The sequence below is a fragment of the Providencia rettgeri genome, assembly GCF_001874625.1.
Taxonomy (GTDB): Bacteria; Pseudomonadota; Gammaproteobacteria; order Enterobacterales; family Enterobacteriaceae; genus Providencia; species Providencia huashanensis.
Window position 1 is genome coordinate 3,925,930 of record NZ_CP017671.1, and the last position, 15,348, is coordinate 3,941,277.

18 protein-coding genes are annotated in these 15,348 nt (G+C 44.3%); 7 read left to right on the plus strand and 11 right to left on the minus strand.

The window, feature by feature from the left end; all coding sequences use genetic code 11:
- Window positions 1-102: 102 nt before the first annotated feature.
- Window positions 103-993, minus strand: coding sequence for a helix-turn-helix transcriptional regulator (locus RB151_RS18135; RefSeq protein WP_042846103.1), 891 nt, complete (start codon window positions 991-993; stop codon window positions 103-105).
- Between the two features lie 564 nt (window positions 994-1,557).
- Here RB151_RS18135 and RB151_RS18140 point away from each other — a divergent pair.
- The 7 genes from RB151_RS18140 to ureG are packed head-to-tail and all read left to right on the plus strand — an operon-like array spanning window position 1,558 to window position 6,582.
- Window positions 1,558-2,394 carry an urease accessory protein UreD gene (locus tag RB151_RS18140; RefSeq protein WP_042846104.1) on the plus strand — a complete coding sequence of 279 codons (837 nt, stop codon included), beginning with the start codon at window positions 1,558-1,560 and terminating at the stop codon, window positions 2,392-2,394.
- A 21-nt stretch (window positions 2,395-2,415) separates the two neighbouring features.
- On the plus strand, window positions 2,416-2,718 hold the full coding sequence (locus RB151_RS18145) for an urease subunit gamma (RefSeq protein WP_042846107.1): 303 nt from the start codon (window positions 2,416-2,418) through the stop codon (window positions 2,716-2,718).
- Window positions 2,719-2,726: 8 nt separating this feature from the next.
- Complete coding sequence (locus RB151_RS18150; protein ID WP_042846109.1) at window positions 2,727-3,050, plus strand: urease subunit beta; 324 nt, start codon at window positions 2,727-2,729, stop codon at window positions 3,048-3,050.
- A gap of 2 nt (window positions 3,051-3,052) precedes the next feature.
- Window positions 3,053-4,756 carry an urease subunit alpha gene (gene ureC, locus RB151_RS18155; protein WP_048606220.1) on the plus strand — a complete coding sequence of 568 codons (1,704 nt, stop codon included), beginning with the start codon at window positions 3,053-3,055 and terminating at the stop codon, window positions 4,754-4,756.
- A gap of 22 nt (window positions 4,757-4,778) precedes the next feature.
- Window positions 4,779-5,267, plus strand: a complete 489-nt coding sequence (gene ureE, locus RB151_RS18160) for an urease accessory protein UreE (protein ID WP_071548594.1) — start codon at window positions 4,779-4,781, stop codon at window positions 5,265-5,267.
- Window positions 5,268-5,288: 21 nt separating this feature from the next.
- Window positions 5,289-5,954: an urease accessory protein UreF gene (locus RB151_RS18165; protein ID WP_042846114.1), complete on the plus strand. Its 666-nt coding sequence runs from the start codon at window positions 5,289-5,291 to the stop codon at window positions 5,952-5,954.
- A gap of 10 nt (window positions 5,955-5,964) precedes the next feature.
- Window positions 5,965-6,582: an urease accessory protein UreG gene (ureG, locus tag RB151_RS18170; RefSeq protein WP_071548595.1), complete on the plus strand. Its 618-nt coding sequence runs from the start codon at window positions 5,965-5,967 to the stop codon at window positions 6,580-6,582.
- 43 nt (window positions 6,583-6,625) lie between these two features.
- Here the strand turns inward: ureG and hypE are convergent, their stop codons facing one another.
- The 10 genes from hypE to hybA form a co-directional block, all read right to left on the minus strand.
- Window positions 6,626-7,651, minus strand: coding sequence for a hydrogenase expression/formation protein HypE (hypE, locus tag RB151_RS18175; protein WP_071548596.1), 1,026 nt, complete (start codon window positions 7,649-7,651; stop codon window positions 6,626-6,628).
- Complete coding sequence (gene hypD, locus RB151_RS18180) at window positions 7,652-8,764, minus strand: hydrogenase formation protein HypD (protein ID WP_071548597.1); 1,113 nt, start codon at window positions 8,762-8,764, stop codon at window positions 7,652-7,654.
- Window positions 8,748-9,044 (minus strand): hydrogenase maturation factor HybG, encoded by a 297-nt coding sequence (gene hybG / locus RB151_RS18185; RefSeq protein WP_042846117.1) that lies wholly within the window; start codon window positions 9,042-9,044, stop codon window positions 8,748-8,750. The genes hypD and hybG overlap by 17 nt, the downstream gene beginning before the upstream one ends.
- Window positions 9,035-10,087 carry a hydrogenase nickel incorporation protein HypB gene (hypB, locus tag RB151_RS18190; RefSeq protein WP_042846118.1) on the minus strand — a complete coding sequence of 351 codons (1,053 nt, stop codon included), beginning with the start codon at window positions 10,085-10,087 and terminating at the stop codon, window positions 9,035-9,037. Before hypB ends, hybG begins: the two co-directional genes overlap by 10 nt.
- A gap of 90 nt (window positions 10,088-10,177) precedes the next feature.
- Window positions 10,178-10,519 carry a hydrogenase maturation nickel metallochaperone HypA gene (hypA, locus tag RB151_RS18200; RefSeq protein WP_042846119.1) on the minus strand — a complete coding sequence of 114 codons (342 nt, stop codon included), beginning with the start codon at window positions 10,517-10,519 and terminating at the stop codon, window positions 10,178-10,180.
- Complete coding sequence (gene hybE, locus RB151_RS18205; RefSeq protein ID WP_048606210.1) at window positions 10,519-11,004, minus strand: hydrogenase-2 assembly chaperone; 486 nt, start codon at window positions 11,002-11,004, stop codon at window positions 10,519-10,521. The genes hypA and hybE overlap by 1 nt, the downstream gene beginning before the upstream one ends.
- The gene (locus RB151_RS18210; protein WP_042846121.1) at window positions 10,997-11,491 is read right to left on the minus strand and encodes a HyaD/HybD family hydrogenase maturation endopeptidase; all 495 of its coding nucleotides are present in this window, start codon (window positions 11,489-11,491) and stop codon (window positions 10,997-10,999) included. The genes hybE and RB151_RS18210 overlap by 8 nt, the downstream gene beginning before the upstream one ends.
- On the minus strand, window positions 11,491-13,194 hold the full coding sequence (gene hybC, locus RB151_RS18215) for a hydrogenase 2 large subunit (RefSeq protein ID WP_042846122.1): 1,704 nt from the start codon (window positions 13,192-13,194) through the stop codon (window positions 11,491-11,493). Before hybC ends, RB151_RS18210 begins: the two co-directional genes overlap by 1 nt.
- Window positions 13,191-14,378 carry a Ni/Fe-hydrogenase cytochrome b subunit gene (gene hybB, locus RB151_RS18220; protein ID WP_042846124.1) on the minus strand — a complete coding sequence of 396 codons (1,188 nt, stop codon included), beginning with the start codon at window positions 14,376-14,378 and terminating at the stop codon, window positions 13,191-13,193. Before hybB ends, hybC begins: the two co-directional genes overlap by 4 nt.
- Window positions 14,362-15,348 carry a hydrogenase 2 operon protein HybA gene (gene hybA / locus RB151_RS18225; protein WP_048606208.1) on the minus strand — a complete coding sequence of 329 codons (987 nt, stop codon included), beginning with the start codon at window positions 15,346-15,348 and terminating at the stop codon, window positions 14,362-14,364. Before hybA ends, hybB begins: the two co-directional genes overlap by 17 nt.

Sequence of the window (15,348 nt, forward strand, 5' to 3'; positions counted from 1 at the left end):
GCCATTATTTTCTACGTTCTATATCAAGAGAACTTCGAATTTAATGAAAAACTTATTAAAACGGTAACACACCTTGGCTATGCCGAATAAATTCGGTAATGGCTATTCTTCAATTTCTTTATCAAATTCAATAGGATTTGAACTCGACAATAAGGTAGTAATAAAAGCTGGGTCATTAGATTGCCTTGATTGCAAACGAAATTGAGAAGGCGTCATATTATATTTTCTCTTAAATACATCACAAAAATAGGCATTACTACCAAACCCGCAACGATGGCTAATTTGATATACAGAGTAATTCGAAAACGTTAAATAATTAAGAGCCATCCCCATTCGAACATCTAATAATAATTGGCGAAATGACACACCTTCACGGTTTAAATGACGGCGTAAAGTTGAAGGGGTTGTAAATAACGCCTTTGCAACATCATCCAAACTCCATTTCTTCTGGGGTTCTTGGGTGATCAAATGGGTAATTGCTTGGTTTTTCGGTTCATCATAATTGAAACGAAAAATAGTAAGGATATCAACACCCTCTTGATATATCGCCATTAAAATAAAATATAGGCTTTGCTTCATCAACAGCGCTTCTTGAGATTCACTTTGTTTTTTCAATGGTAAGCATTGTTTTAATAAACTAAAGTTATCTCTGACAGTTTCAGGGGGTGAAACATGGTAAATTGGCTGATGGCTCGTCAACGGTGCACTAGACTTCATCAAGGTGATCAGTAATAAAAAAACGGCTTGTAACTCAAACTCTGTCATCGATAGAGTATGAATTTCAATCGGTTGATTCACAGTGTTACAAACAATATTACAAGAAACTTGGCTGTATTTAGGCATAATTAATGTGATATCCGATGAAATATCAATAGATTGCCCATTGATCACCACATTCCCTTTCGCGCCACACAGCATGGCAATCATCGCGCTTTCAATATAAAACGCTTTTAGCACCATTTGGCTCTCTGAAAGAAAATACTTGTATTCCATAATCTCAATACACTGCAGTCAACATGTGAAAAATATCCCTAGAAAAAGGAGCGATTGAATAAGTCAGAACATAACATTTTTGATGAACAGTAAAACGCCATAAATTGATTGTACACATACCCTACCTGCTTGCGGCTCAGAATATAGTCCTGTTGCTGAAAAATCGCAATATAGATATACGTTCATTTTTTACTGTTATTTTTATGCTTGTTACTTTTTCTAAATAAATTGCTATTTAATTGAAAGGTAATTTTCACTATAAGGTGTAAAATCGCGCGGCAGATGAATCTACTCCGGTTTAAAGAATCACTTTTCTGGCGTTTATTCACACCCTACCCTACTTGCATTAGCTTATATTCTTAATGATCCAAGTTGTAGCTAGATGACAAGCGAACAGGCTTTTCGTCGCATACTTAAGTGTGTGACAAGGGCAAAAGTACCTCGTTAACGACGCTCAGGCTTGCAGTATCACGAGTATATACTTCATATACACCAATCCTTGAGATTAGGGGTATAGCTAAACATGTTCGCGTATTTTTAGTTGGCTGATTTGCAGGAGAAAGTATGTCTGATTTTTCAGGATCAGGCTGGTTAGCTGAAATTTTTTTACGATATGAATTAAAACGTGGAATAACCCGTTTAACGGATAAACAACATATCGGCCCTTTAATGGTACAGCGGCCATTCTATCCCGAGCAAGGGATTGCACACACGTATTTACTTCATCCCCCAGGAGGTGTCGTCGGGGGGGATAAACTACTTATCAATATTGATGTTCAACCCAATGCTCATGCACTACTTACAACACCTGGAGCGACAAAATTTTACCGTAGTGCTGGTGGCGTTGCGCGTCAAGTACAGACGCTAACTGTCGCCAACGATGGTTTTCTTGAATGGTTACCGCAGGAAAATATTTTTTTCCCGAAAGCCCAAGCTCGGCTAGAAACCCATATTCACCTTGGTTTACAGGCAAGGTTTATTGGTTGGGAAATGCAATGCCTAGGGCGACCAGTATTAAATGAGTGGTTTGAAGATGGCGATATCAGAGGGCGACTAAATTTCTATATTGATAACAAACTAACGCTAACTGAATCCTTATGGATCAATGGTCTACAAAACCAATTAGCGATAATGCATGAATATCCAATGCTCGGTTCATTATATATATACCCCGCAACGGATGAATTGAAAGAAGTTATTCATCAAAGTTTAAACCCGCTTTTCGTTTCAAAGAATAAACCTATCGAATATGGCTTAACGGATGTTGATGGCATTTTAGTATTGCGGTTATTAGGTTCTCAAACTGAACCTATGATGGCTTGCTTTGTGCAAATTTGGCAAGCAACAAGGCAGCACTGGCTAGGTTATTGCCCTGAACCACCACGAATTTGGGCAACTTAAACGTTATTTTTAGGAGCAAAAATGGAACTAACACCAAGAGAGAAAGATAAATTATTGCTTTTTACCGCCGGGCTTGTTGCGCAAAAGCGCTTAGATCGTGGATTAAAACTCAACTATCCAGAAGCGGTTGCGTTGATCAGTTGTGAGATTATGGAAGGCGCTCGCGATGGTAAAACCGTCGCACAATTAATGAGTGAAGGCCGTACCATCTTAACCGCCGATCAAGTCATGGAAGGTGTCCCCGAAATGATCAAAGACGTCCAAGTGGAATGCACATTCCCTGACGGCACTAAACTTGTTTCCATTCATGACCCAATTGTATAGGTAGCAATATGATCCCCGGTGAAATTAAAGTTAACTCAGCTTTAGGTGACATCGTACTCAATGCAGGTCGAGAAACCCAAACCGTCCAAGTCGCTAACCATGGTGATCGCCCTATTCAGATTGGCTCTCATTACCATTTTTATGAAGTGAACGACGCCCTTAAATTTGAGCGGGAAGCGACGTTAGGCTTTCGTTTAAATATCCCTGCGGGTATGGCCGTTCGTTTTGAACCAGGCCAAAGCCGTACGGTTGAGTTAGTCGCATTTAGTGGCAAAAGAGAAATTTATGGCTTCCATGGCAAAGTCATGGGCAAGTTAAAGAGTGAGAATTAATAATGAAAACTATCTCACGGCAAGCTTACGCTGATATGTTTGGTCCAACAACAGGTGACCGCTTACGCTTAGCAGATACCGAGTTATTTTTAGAGATCGAAAAAGATTTCACCACTTACGGTGAGGAAGTTAAATTTGGCGGTGGTAAAGTCATCCGTGACGGCATGGGGCAAAGCCAAGTCACGAGTGACCAATGTGTTGATGTCCTAATCACCAACGCCATTATTTTAGACCATTGGGGGATAGTCAAAGCAGATATCGGTATTAAAAATGGCCGTATTGCCGGTATTGGTAAAGCAGGTAACCCTGACGTTCAACCCAACGTAGATATTGTTATTGGCCCGGGAACAGAAGTGGTTGCCGGTGAAGGTAAAATTATTACCGCAGGCGGTGTCGATACCCATATTCACTTCATTTGCCCACAGCAAGCAGAAGAAGGTTTGGTATCTGGAGTTACTACATTTATAGGCGGTGGAACGGGCCCTGTAGCTGGTACCAATGCGACGACAGTAACGCCCGGTATCTGGAACATGTACCGCATGTTAGAAGCAGTAGACGAGTTACCCATCAATGTGGGCCTGTTTGGTAAAGGCTGCGTAAGCAAACCTGAAGCTATCCGCGAACAAATCGAAGCAGGTGCAATTGGCCTTAAAATCCATGAGGACTGGGGCGCAACCCCAATGGCAATTGATAACTGCCTAAATGTCGCAGATGAAATGGATGTGCAAGTCGCTATCCACTCAGATACCTTAAATGAAGGTGGGTTTTATGAGGAAACCGTCAAAGCCATTGCTGGACGAGTGATCCACGTATTCCATACTGAAGGTGCTGGGGGTGGTCATGCCCCTGATGTGATCAAATCTGTGGGTGAGCCCAATATTCTACCCGCTTCAACCAACCCAACTATGCCGTATACCATCAACACGGTGGACGAACATTTGGATATGTTGATGGTTTGCCATCATCTCGACCCTTCTATTCCTGAAGATGTCGCTTTTGCCGAGTCGCGAATTCGGCGTGAAACCATTGCAGCAGAAGATATTTTGCATGACATGGGAGCAATTTCTGTCATGTCCTCTGATTCGCAAGCAATGGGGCGTGTTGGCGAGGTTATCATTCGCACTTGGCAATGCGCTCATAAAATGAAATTGCAGCGTGGCACCCTAGAAGGGGATACACCGGAAAGTGACAATAACCGAATTAAACGCTATGTCGCTAAATACACAATTAACCCCGCTATCGCCCATGGCATTGCCCATGAAGTCGGGTCGATTGAAAAAGGTAAACTCGCGGATATCGTGTTGTGGGACCCTGCCTTTTTTGCCATTAAACCGGCCTTGATTATGAAGGGTGGCATGGTGGCTTATGCCCCTATGGGGGATATTAATGCGGCTATTCCAACGCCTCAACCTGTCCATTACCGCCCAATGTTTGGCGCATTAGGTAAAGCCAAATACCACACTTCGATGATTTTTATGTCGAAAGCCGGTATCGATGCAGGCGTGCCTGAGAAACTAGGCTTACAAAGTCAAATTGGCCGAGTTGAGGGCTGCCGTAACATCACCAAAGCATCCATGATCCACAATAACTATGTGCCTCATATTGAGCTCGACCCACAAACTTACATTGTCAAAGCTGATGGTATTCCATTGGTTTGTGAGCCAGCCACTGAACTCCCCATGGCACAACGTTACTTTTTATTCTGACCCCTAATTGAAGAGCCAGTGCATGAAGAAATTTATTAAAGTTATAGATAACCATGAGGCACCTGATATGCATTTATTATCATTGTGTTTAACCATGGATGAGCGCACTAAGAGCCGTTTAAAAGTCACCTTAAGTGATGGACAAGAAGCGGGGTTGTTCCTTCCCCGTGGAACAATACTTAAGGAAGGTGATGTATTAGCCACGGAAACTGGGGAATTCGTCACTATCGAAGCCGCAAAAGAGCAAGTTTCGACGGTTTACAGTGATGACCCACTGCTGTTGGCGCGTGTTTGCTATCACTTAGGCAACCGCCACGTTCCTCTGCAAATTGAAGCGGGTTGGTGCCGTTATTTTCACGACCATGTGTTAGATGATATGGCCCGTGGATTAGGTGCAACGGTCAGTGTGGGGCTGGAAAAATACCAACCTGAGCCGGGGGCTTATGGTGGGTCATCCGGTGGGCATCATCATCACCATCAACATGACCACGATGAACATCACCACCATTAATAACACTGGAGAAGTTTATCCATGTTAGCAGATTTGCGCTTATATCAACTTGTCAGTCCCTCTTTACCTGTTGGGTCATTCACTTATTCCCAAGGCTTGGAATGGGCGATTGAAAACGGCTGGGTCACCACGCCGGATACTCTTGCAAGCTGGTTAACAGCACAAATGACCCACGCAATTGCGACATTAGAACTTCCTGTTTTGCGGCAAATTCATACACATTTGCTATGTTCCGATATAGAAAAAGTTACCTATTGGTGTGATTTTATGATCGCCAGCCGTGAAACGAAGGAGCTACGCTTAGAGGAGCGCCAGCGAGGTATTGCTTTCGCCCGCTTGCTACCTCAGCTAGGGATTGAGCTTGATACAACCACACAGACCTGCGTTAAGCAAACACAGTTAATGGCGTTTGCTCTTGCGGCAGTCAGTTGGAATATTGATATTGAAAAGCTGTGCAGTGCCTATGCATGGGGTTGGCTGGAAAACACCGTCATGTCTGGTGTTAAGCTAATCCCTCTTGGGCAAAGTGCTGGACAGAACATCCTATTTACCCTGACAGAACGCATCCCAACCATTGTCGCGCAATCAGCCACTTGGCCTTTAGAAGATATCGGCAGTTTTACTCCTGCCCAAATTATTGCCAGTAGTCGGCATGAAACCCAATACACACGACTTTTTCGTTCATGAGAAATATACAATGCAAGAATATAACCAACCCCTACGAATTGGTGTCGGTGGGCCAGTAGGCTCAGGAAAAACGGCATTACTCGAAGTTTTATGTAAAGCGATGCGCGATACCTACCAAATTGCGGTCGTCACCAATGATATTTATACCCAAGAAGATGCAAAAATACTCACGCGTGCAGAAGCCTTAGACGCTGACCGCATTATCGGCGTAGAAACAGGCGGTTGCCCTCACACTGCCATTCGTGAAGATGCCTCCATGAACCTTGCGGCAGTTGAGGAACTGGCAATGCGCCACAAAAACCTCGATGTCGTCTTTGTGGAAAGCGGTGGCGACAATCTAAGTGCAACTTTTAGCCCAGAGCTCGTCGATTTAACGATCTATGTTATTGATGTCGCTGAAGGGGAAAAAATCCCACGTAAGGGCGGCCCGGGTATTACCCATTCTGATTTATTGGTGATCAATAAAATAGACCTCGCTCCGTATGTTGGGGCATCATTAGAGGTTATGGAAGCAGATACCGCAAGAATGCGCCCAATCAAACCTTATGTTTTCACCAACTTGAAGAAAAAAGTAGGCTTAGAGACCATTATCGAGTTTATTATCGATAAAGGTATGCTAAGGCGTTAGTCTGTTAGTTTGCCCTATAGTTTTTTGCCTATAGGGCATCTGATTAACAAATACGTGGTAATGGCTCACTGTGTGGTAAATCTAATAGCCTTGAGGCACCAAAAACCCCGACTAATTTCACTTGTTTTTGCTCTGTGACACAACCAATGGTAGCAGCATTTTCGCCTAATGGATGGCTGCGCAACGCACCGAGTACTGCGCTTTCTGCGTCAGGTTTAACCACAATCACCAATTTACCTTCATTAGCGAAGTTAAGTGGCTCTAAACCTAATAGCTCACAAACCCCTCTAACAGCAGAAGAAACGGGTAAATCCCCTTCATTCACCGCGATTCCGCACCCACTGGCCTGTGAAAATTCATGCAAAATAGCAGTAACCCCGCCACGGGTGGCATCCCGTAATGCACGGACCCCCTCAATATTGCGCAGTGGTTCAATCAATGGCGTTAATACCGCGCAATCACTATTTAGCTCAGCTTCCAAACCAAGCTGTTCTCGTAAGTTTAAGATGGTTGCGCCGTGATCGCCCAAAGTGCCACTCACTATTACCTTGTCACCCGCTTGAATTTGCTGGGCCCCCCAACGGATCTCACTTGGGATCACCCCAATACCAGCAGTGTTAATAAAGACTTTATCGGCAGCTCCACGCTGCACCACTTTAGTATCTCCGGTCACAATCTCTACGCCTGCGGCGGCAGCTGTTGCTGCCATGGATTCAACAATAGTTTGTAATTCAGATAGAAGGAAACCTTCTTCCAATATAAAACCGCAAGAAAGATATTTAGGAATAGCGCCACTCACCGCTACGTCATTAACCGTACCACACACGGCAAGCTTACCAATATTGCCACCAGGGAAAAATATAGGATCAATCACATAGCTGTCAGTACTAAAAGCTAAACGGTCACCTAAAGCCGTTAACTCCGCCAATGATAACCGCGCTTGGTCCTCCCTTTCATTAAGTGCTTGATTGGCAAATGCCTGCAAAAACAACTGTTCTATCAGTTGCTGCATAGCCTGCCCGCCGCTCCCATGTGCCATCGTCACCACATTGTTAACATCACGACTCATTTATGCCTCCCGACGATATTGATAATAAGCCGCACAAGCGCCTTCTGAAGAAACCATTAATGCACCAAATGCTGTTTGAGGCGTGCAACGTTTGCCAAATAGAGCACATTCATTCGGTTTACAACGCCCCGTTAAGACATCACCACAACGAGCTTGCGGATCATCAGCCACTTGATGAGGCTGTATTTGGAAACGTAATTCTGCATCAAAACTTTGATAAGCTTTCGAGAGCTGAACACCTGAACCCGCAATCTCCCCAAGTCCACGCCATTCGCTCGTTGTTTTTAATTCAAAAACATCACCCAATGCTTTTAATGCCAACATATTGCCATGATCAGATACAATACGCTTATATTGGTTTTCTACTTCACAGCGGCCATCTGCAAGTTGGTCAACAAGCATCGCTATGGATTGCAGAATATCAAGTGGTTCAAACCCCGTTACCACCAGCGGTTTATGAAAGTCATCCGTAATAAATTGATAAGGCTGAGAGCCAATCACCATGCTGACATGCCCCGGTGCTAAAAAGCCATCAATACGTACATCAGGTTGTTCTAACAGGCTTTTAAGCGTTGGGATAATAGTAATATGTTGACAAAATACCGTAAAATTATTGAGCTGACGGCGTTTTGCCTGCTGCAAGGTGATCGCCGTACTCGGCATGGTGGTTTCAAAGCCTAAGCCAAAGAAAACCACTTGGCGTTCAGGCTGCTGTTCAGCTAACGCTAGCGCATCAAGAGGAGAATAAACAATACGTACATCAGCCCCACGTCTTTTGGCATCTAATAATGAGCCTTTTTGACCAGGCACTCGCATGGCATCCCCATAAGTACAAAAAATCACTTCTGGGCGCTCCGCAATTTCAATGCAGCCATCGATACGCCCCATCGGTAATACGCAGACAGGGCAGCCCGGCCCATGCACAAATTCAATTTCATCAGGTAAAAGTTGGTCAATACCAAATTTGAAAATAGCATGGGTATGGCCGCCGCACACTTCCATGAGTTGTAATGGGCGGAACTTCGCTTGTGGAATGTCACTCACTCGTTTACGGATATGGCTTAATAATGCCTGCGCTAACGTTGGGTCTCGAAACTCATCGACGTACTGCATCAGAGTCTCCTACTGTTAACCCACTAAAATCGCTCACTTCATGATCTAATTGGCTCATTGCCGTTAAGGCATCTAACGTCGATTGTGCTTCTTCTTCATTAATGATACTCATGGCAAAGCCGACGTGTACTAATACCCATTGGCCTAATAAATCTGAAGTTTCCCCTTCACAAATTAAACCAATATTAACGTCCCGCTTTACACCACACACATCCACTTGCGCCAATTGGTGAATATCTTCACCCACTGCGACAATTTTTCCCGGAATGCCTAAGCACATAACTGAGTCTCCAGCCACGCTAGCCATGCGTCCATACCATCTCCTTGCGTCGCAGAGACTTGGATCACTTGGATGTTTGGATTCACTTGTTTGGCATTGGCAATACAAGCGTCCACATCAAAATGTAAATAAGGCAGTAAGTCGATTTTATTCAGTAACATAATGTCTGCAGCCGCAAACATATGTGGGTATTTTAAGGGTTTATCTTCCCCTTCCGTTACCGAAAGCACTGCGACTTTATGACGTTCCCCTAAATCAAAACTTGCAGGGCATACTAAATTCCCCACATTTTCAATAAATAACAAACTATTATCTTCTAGACCTAAACGTGCGGCCGCATCATGCACCATTTGTGCATCTAAATGGCAACCTTTACCTGTATTCACTTGAATAGCAGGTACTCCCGTTTCACGGATACGCTGCGCATCATTGGTGGTTTGCTGATCCCCCTCGATGACTGCGCAATTTACTTTGCCCCGCATTTTTAATAGGGTTTCAGTTAATAACGTTGTTTTACCCGAACCGGGGCTGGAAACTAAATTTAACGCTAAAATATTTTTTTGGTTAAACCCATCACGGTTATGCTCTGCAAGATGATTGTTTTTATCTAATACATCCATTTCGATTTGCAGCATGCGTTTTTGACTAATCCCCGGTGCATGAGTCCCTGCCTCCCCGTGGCCATAATCCAGATCGTGATGCTCCCCCGCAGGTTTAAAGCTTGATTCTAGAGTTTGATAAACATGTTTGTGCTTATGCTTATGTTTATGTTTTTTTGATTTCGCCTCGACGGGAGCCGGTTCATATTGGTGATAGTGATTATGCACATCACCTTGATGGTAATAATGATGATGGATAATAACCGTTTGCCCTTGGTTATCGTCTTGGTGCGAAAGCCCATGATCATGATGATCGTGTCCATGATGGTGATCATTGTCGTGATGATGATCATGAGGGTGGTCATGGTGATGATTATGGTCGTGATGAGGGTCATCGCCCTCGATCTTGCGCTCCCCTGAAGCACACCCACAAGTACTACACATAAGTTTCACTCCCAACAATGAGATTGTTAAATTAGGTTAATACATAATCCATTGAGACTGGTTGATGCACCTCAAACCCAACCTGAAAAACTATTCAACTTCGAGCTCTTTGATGCGTAAACTGTCGCCATTCTCAACCTTTAAATTAAAACTCTGACATTGCGGGCAGCCTGATTGGTGGCTTTCGACTTCCACCATTTTACTGCAATCCCAACACCAAGCCTGCGCAGGAGTATGGATAACATGAAGTTGACACCCCTCCGCCACCGTACCGCGGCAAGCAATATCAAAACAAAAGCGAAAAGCCCCCTCTTCAATACAAGAGAGCGCTCCAATTTCTAACCAAACCCCTGAAACTCGTGTTACCGCATTTAGCTTGGCTTGCTGCTCAATAATGTCTACTGTGCTTTGGCACAGAGCAACCTCATGCATTATGCCCCCTTCAAATGACGAGCAAATAAAGCGCGACGTGCAGGTGATTGCGGAATATTTGGGTCGCTAACAGGCAATGACAGCAAAATCCGGCGGCAATCATCCACAAGGTGAATACCTTGCTCAATGCTCAAGCCTTTATCTAATGGTGACATTAAAGAGCAAGCCAAATATTGCGTTAACCCCTCAAGTTCCCCTACGGTGTAAGTCATTTCACCGTAAGGCAGAATTAACCCTAATTTGTCCCCCACACTACGCCGCTGCCAATATTGTTCAGGGCCGGGCAAAATAACAGCGCTTAACATCCATGGAGTGATAACAACGCCTACCCATTGATGTTCAAACAAGACAAAATCACTGGCGTAAACAGGCATAGTCGGATGTAAAAAAGATAAATCATGCATCGATTGCTCTACAACACGCTGAAATGCGGCCTCAACAAGAGGCCGGGGATTGGCTTCATAGCCTTTAATATCATCAGACATGTAAACTCTCTTCTTTGGCAATCACCTCTAGGCCTTCGCTGCGCAGCACTTCAACCACTTTTCTCAACGCGGGCTCAAGGGCAGCTTGCCCCGTTAACGTTAAGCCAATATGCGGTTCAAGGGATTCAGGTACCACACCGACTAAGGTTAGACGTTGGGGGAATTCATCCGTTAAATGCAAAGCCGATAGCACATCTGATAGACCAAGTTGATGAGGGGAAATTTTTCGGGTAAATAATGCGGGCACTTCGTCATCGCGTAGTACTAAAATTGAGCCAGCCTGCTGGCTCGATAACACCACATCCGCAATAATCAAATGGTCACGGTCGGCCATTGGGCCGATCAATTCCATACCAGCAGTACCACCATCTAGCACTTCTACACATTCGGGCAAGTGATAACGTTCTTCTAACGCTTCCACTATACGCACACCTATCCCTTCGTCACTCAATAAGATATTGCCAACACCCAAGACTAAAATACGCATTACAGCACCTTAACCTTAGTGACTTCACCACCTTCAGTGTCCACAATATGTACAGCACAAGACATACAAGGGTCAAAGGAGTGAATGGTCCTGACTACTTCTAAAGGTTTTGTTGGGTCAGCAACGGGTGTTCCCACAAGGGCTTGTTCGTACGGACCCGGTTCATCGTTAAAGTTACGTGGGCCTGAGTTCCATGTCGATGGCACAACGGCTTGGTAATTTTCAATTTTACCGTCTTTGATAACCACCCAGTGGGAAAGTAGCCCACGAGGTACTTCCCCAAAGCCAACCCCTTTGATGGTGGCATTTTCTGGGAAGTTCGGTTTAACAAAGGTGGTAAAGTCCCCTTTGCCGATGTTATCCACCAGCGCTTGCCACTGAATCGACAACGTTTCATTCAATACACAGCAACGCACGCTACGACCAATAATACGACCTAATGTGGAATGCAGTTGGTCGATGCTAATACTGTTACCTGACAGAGTTTGGTACAGGTTCACTACATCGTTAAAATGTTTTTCCGTTGGCTCATGTTTTGCTGCCAGTTTGCACAATAAGTCTGCCAACGGTCCCACTTCAACAGTTTTATCGTAGAAAGTCGGTGCTTTTACCCATGAATATTTACCGTCATCATCCCAACCAGTGTAGTCAGGGTTAGTGGTTCCTTCCCATGGCGCTTGTGGTTCGTTTTCTTTGTACCATGCATGTTTGCTACTTTCTTTAATACCATTGATCAAATACTCATCTGTATGGCTGGTAATTGGGCGATAAGTACTAAAGTCACTATTTTCTAAGTAACCACCGGGCAATAAGAAGCTACCATTTTTACCATCCATTGGCATTTCAGGCATGCACATATAATTTTGAGCACCTTGACCAACTTCTAACCACTCAGGATAACCCGCAGCAATAACAGCCGCATCGATTTTGTACACTTGCTCAATAAAATCCCCCAAACGATCGATAAAAGATTTCACATACATCAAGCGTTCAAGGTTAAGTACACCAACCCCATCAAGGTTGATTGGGTTTGCCACACCACCAACAGCAAGGTTTTGAATATGCGGTGTTTTCCCCCCTAACAATGCCACAATACGGTTTGCATCCCTTTGGCACTCAAGGGCTTGTAAATAGTGAGCCACCGCAATTAAGTTTACCTCTGGCGACAATTTCATCGCTGGGTGCCCCCAATAACCATTAGCAAAAATGCCTAATTGACCACTTGCGACTAATTTTTTAATTTTATCTTGCACGCGTGTAAATTCTGCGGCGCTATTGAGCGGCCAAGTTGAAATACCGCTTAAGATTTCAGCGGCTTTATTTGGGTCGGCATTTAATGCGGAGGTGATATCCACCCAATCTAATGCAGATAACTGATAAAAATGGACAATATGGTCTTGAATAGTATGCGCGGCTAAAATCATATTACGGATGTACTGCGCATTAACAGGTACATCAATATTCAAAGCGCTTTCAATCGTGCGGACAGATACAATACCGTGGACAGTCGTACAAACCCCGCAAATACGCTGCATGATCATCCATGCATCACGAGGGTCTTTCCCTTTGACGATTTCCTCCATACCGCGCCACATAGTGCCTGAAGCCCAAGCCTTAGTGACCTTTCCATCTTCAATTTCACAATCAATGCGTAAGTGACCTTCGATACGAGTGACTGGATCTATTGTTATACGTTGGCTCATGCTTTACCTCGGGCCTGTGAATGGCTCATCGTTGTTTTTTTCAATGCTGGGATAACAGGTAGTAAGCGGACCAATAAGATATAAGCGCATACCTCAATTGCCACAAAACCTATTGAAATTAAAAGTTCTTCTGTTGTTGGGAAGTAGTCGTAACCGCCCCCCGGATTGAACGCGACAAGGGAGTAGCTCATCCGCCACATTGCCGCCCCGATTAACATGCTCAACCCACTGATATATAACCAACGCGAGTCATTTCTCAGCGATGGAATACGGAAAATAACCAGAGGGATCACCATTAACACGGTTTCTATCCAGAACATCATGGCGTAAAAATCACCATTAAAAATGTGATGTAATTTTTCGCGGTAAATCAACTCACCAAATCGGCAGGCTAAGAACAATATCAAGAGCACTTGCAGAATTTGCGTTAATCGCACAAATAATGGTCGCTCGTCAGCCCCCTGCCCCTTTAAGGCAGCTTGCAGCAATGAACCTTCAAAAATAACAATCGAAAAACCCATAATGAACGCGGTCAACAGCGAGAGCAGCGGCAGCATTTCATAACTTTGCCAAATAGGATGAACTTTATATCCCGCAGAAATCATCAATGACCCCATTGAGGATTGGTGCATCATGGGTAACAAGGCTCCTAATGCAATAATGAAAAACATGACTTTATTCAAGCGTTTTAACGAGACCTTCCAACCAAAACGCTCACACAATGCTGGGGCAAACTCTAAGGCCATGACCCCGATATAAATCGTCATGCATACTGCCGTTTCAAACAGCACCGAATTGGTATTGAAGAAGCCGGGAATATAGAAATAAGGTAAGTTCCAGTAACGCCCCACATCGATAGTTATCGATAAACCACCAAGCGAATAACCGAACAAACTAGCGAGTAATGCAGGACGTACCAACGGATGATATTCTCCGCGATTAAATACGTACACTGCCCAAGCCAGTGCCCAACCGCCACAAGCAAACCCTGTACCAATCAGCAGATCAAAAGCAATCCAAATTCCCCATGGATAGCCGCCATTTAAGTCAGAAACGGAACCGAGTCCAAAAACCAGACGTTTTATAATCAGAATGACACAAATTAGAACCAACGGCCCAAAGACCATTATTGGCCAACTGACTAAACGCCCACCGAGCGGCTGTTCTTTATGATGCGTCGTCATTTGAGTCATCTCCTTCGTGTTTGTCATTCTTGGTATTGCGGTATACCAAGAAGCTCAGCCCTGCTAGTGCGGCTAATGGCAACACCATGCCTTTATAAAGGGTATGCTGCACATATTCAGAGCGAGCGCCGGTAGAAAGCTGGTCTAGTTCAGGTAACCCAAGATTCTGATAAGGCACCCCTGAAAGCACTATCACCTGCGTACCGCCACCTTCAAGCTCGCCATATATGTGCGACTCATATTTAGGTACTTTAATGACATTCGGGTCATTACTATGCAAAGTTTGGCGAGGGTAACCGTATTCATCCCCTGCTTTGAGTGTTAAACGTTTTTTTGCTTCTGCCAGCAGTTCTTCACGCGTACCGAAAATCACTGCTCCTGTAGGGCAAACCTCTACACACCCCGGTAACCCCCCTTTATCTAAACGCTCTACACCTTTTTGGTTACATAGCTCACATTTATGAATTGCACCAAATTTGTCATCGTAGGCATATTTAGGAATATTGAATGGACATGCCACCATGCAATAACGGCAACCGGTACACACACTAGCGTCGTAATGGACAATGCCTGTTTTCGGATCTTTCTTTAATGCTTGAACAGGACAAACCGACACACAGTTAGGGTCAACGCAATGCATGCATTGTTTTTTGATGTAAGCGTAGCCGTCTTTTTCCTGATCTTTATTAACCCCAGTCCCGCTACTCCAGACCTGAATAATATTATTGGTATAAGGGGTCAGTTTGTCGTTATTTGACCACGTTTGCTCCCCAACAGGGTTGCGCTCAGGGTGGTTAATATCTTGGCACTTAGTGACACAAGCCTGACAACCAATGCATAGCGTCGAGTCATACAGCATCCCAAGAGAATTCGGAATTGGCGGCCGGTTCTCTGCCCCAGCTAAACTAGGCGAGCTACCAGCTAATAGTGCTCCCCCAGCGGAGAGTTTAAGAAAATTTCGTCTATTCAC

Bases quoted from the DNA above. Each gene is read 5' to 3' on its own strand.
- hybG (WP_042846117.1), bottom strand. From the start codon at position 9,044: ATGTGCTTAGGCATTCCGGGAAAAATTGTCGCAGTGGGTGAAGATATT.
- RB151_RS18150 (WP_042846109.1), top strand. From the start codon at position 2,727: ATGATCCCCGGTGAAATTAAAGTTAACTCAGCTTTAGGTGACATCGTA.
- hybB (WP_042846124.1), bottom strand. From the start codon at position 14,378: ATGACGACGCATCATAAAGAACAGCCGCTCGGTGGGCGTTTAGTCAGT.
- hybE (WP_048606210.1), bottom strand. From the start codon at position 11,004: ATGTCTGATGATATTAAAGGCTATGAAGCCAATCCCCGGCCTCTTGTT.
- hypD (WP_071548597.1), bottom strand. From the start codon at position 8,764: ATGCAGTACGTCGATGAGTTTCGAGACCCAACGTTAGCGCAGGCATTA.
- RB151_RS18140 (WP_042846104.1), top strand. From the start codon at position 1,558: ATGTCTGATTTTTCAGGATCAGGCTGGTTAGCTGAAATTTTTTTACGA.
- ureG (WP_071548595.1), top strand. From the start codon at position 5,965: ATGCAAGAATATAACCAACCCCTACGAATTGGTGTCGGTGGGCCAGTA.
- RB151_RS18135 (WP_042846103.1), bottom strand. From the start codon at position 993: ATGGAATACAAGTATTTTCTTTCAGAGAGCCAAATGGTGCTAAAAGCG.
- hybC (WP_042846122.1), bottom strand. From the start codon at position 13,194: ATGAGCCAACGTATAACAATAGATCCAGTCACTCGTATCGAAGGTCAC.
- RB151_RS18210 (WP_042846121.1), bottom strand. From the start codon at position 11,491: ATGCGTATTTTAGTCTTGGGTGTTGGCAATATCTTATTGAGTGACGAA.
- hypA (WP_042846119.1), bottom strand. From the start codon at position 10,519: ATGCATGAGGTTGCTCTGTGCCAAAGCACAGTAGACATTATTGAGCAG.
- ureE (WP_071548594.1), top strand. From the start codon at position 4,779: ATGAAGAAATTTATTAAAGTTATAGATAACCATGAGGCACCTGATATG.
- ureC (WP_048606220.1), top strand. From the start codon at position 3,053: ATGAAAACTATCTCACGGCAAGCTTACGCTGATATGTTTGGTCCAACA.
- RB151_RS18165 (WP_042846114.1), top strand. From the start codon at position 5,289: ATGTTAGCAGATTTGCGCTTATATCAACTTGTCAGTCCCTCTTTACCT.
- hypB (WP_042846118.1), bottom strand. From the start codon at position 10,087: ATGTGTAGTACTTGTGGGTGTGCTTCAGGGGAGCGCAAGATCGAGGGC.
- hypE (WP_071548596.1), bottom strand. From the start codon at position 7,651: ATGAGTCGTGATGTTAACAATGTGGTGACGATGGCACATGGGAGCGGC.
- RB151_RS18145 (WP_042846107.1), top strand. From the start codon at position 2,416: ATGGAACTAACACCAAGAGAGAAAGATAAATTATTGCTTTTTACCGCC.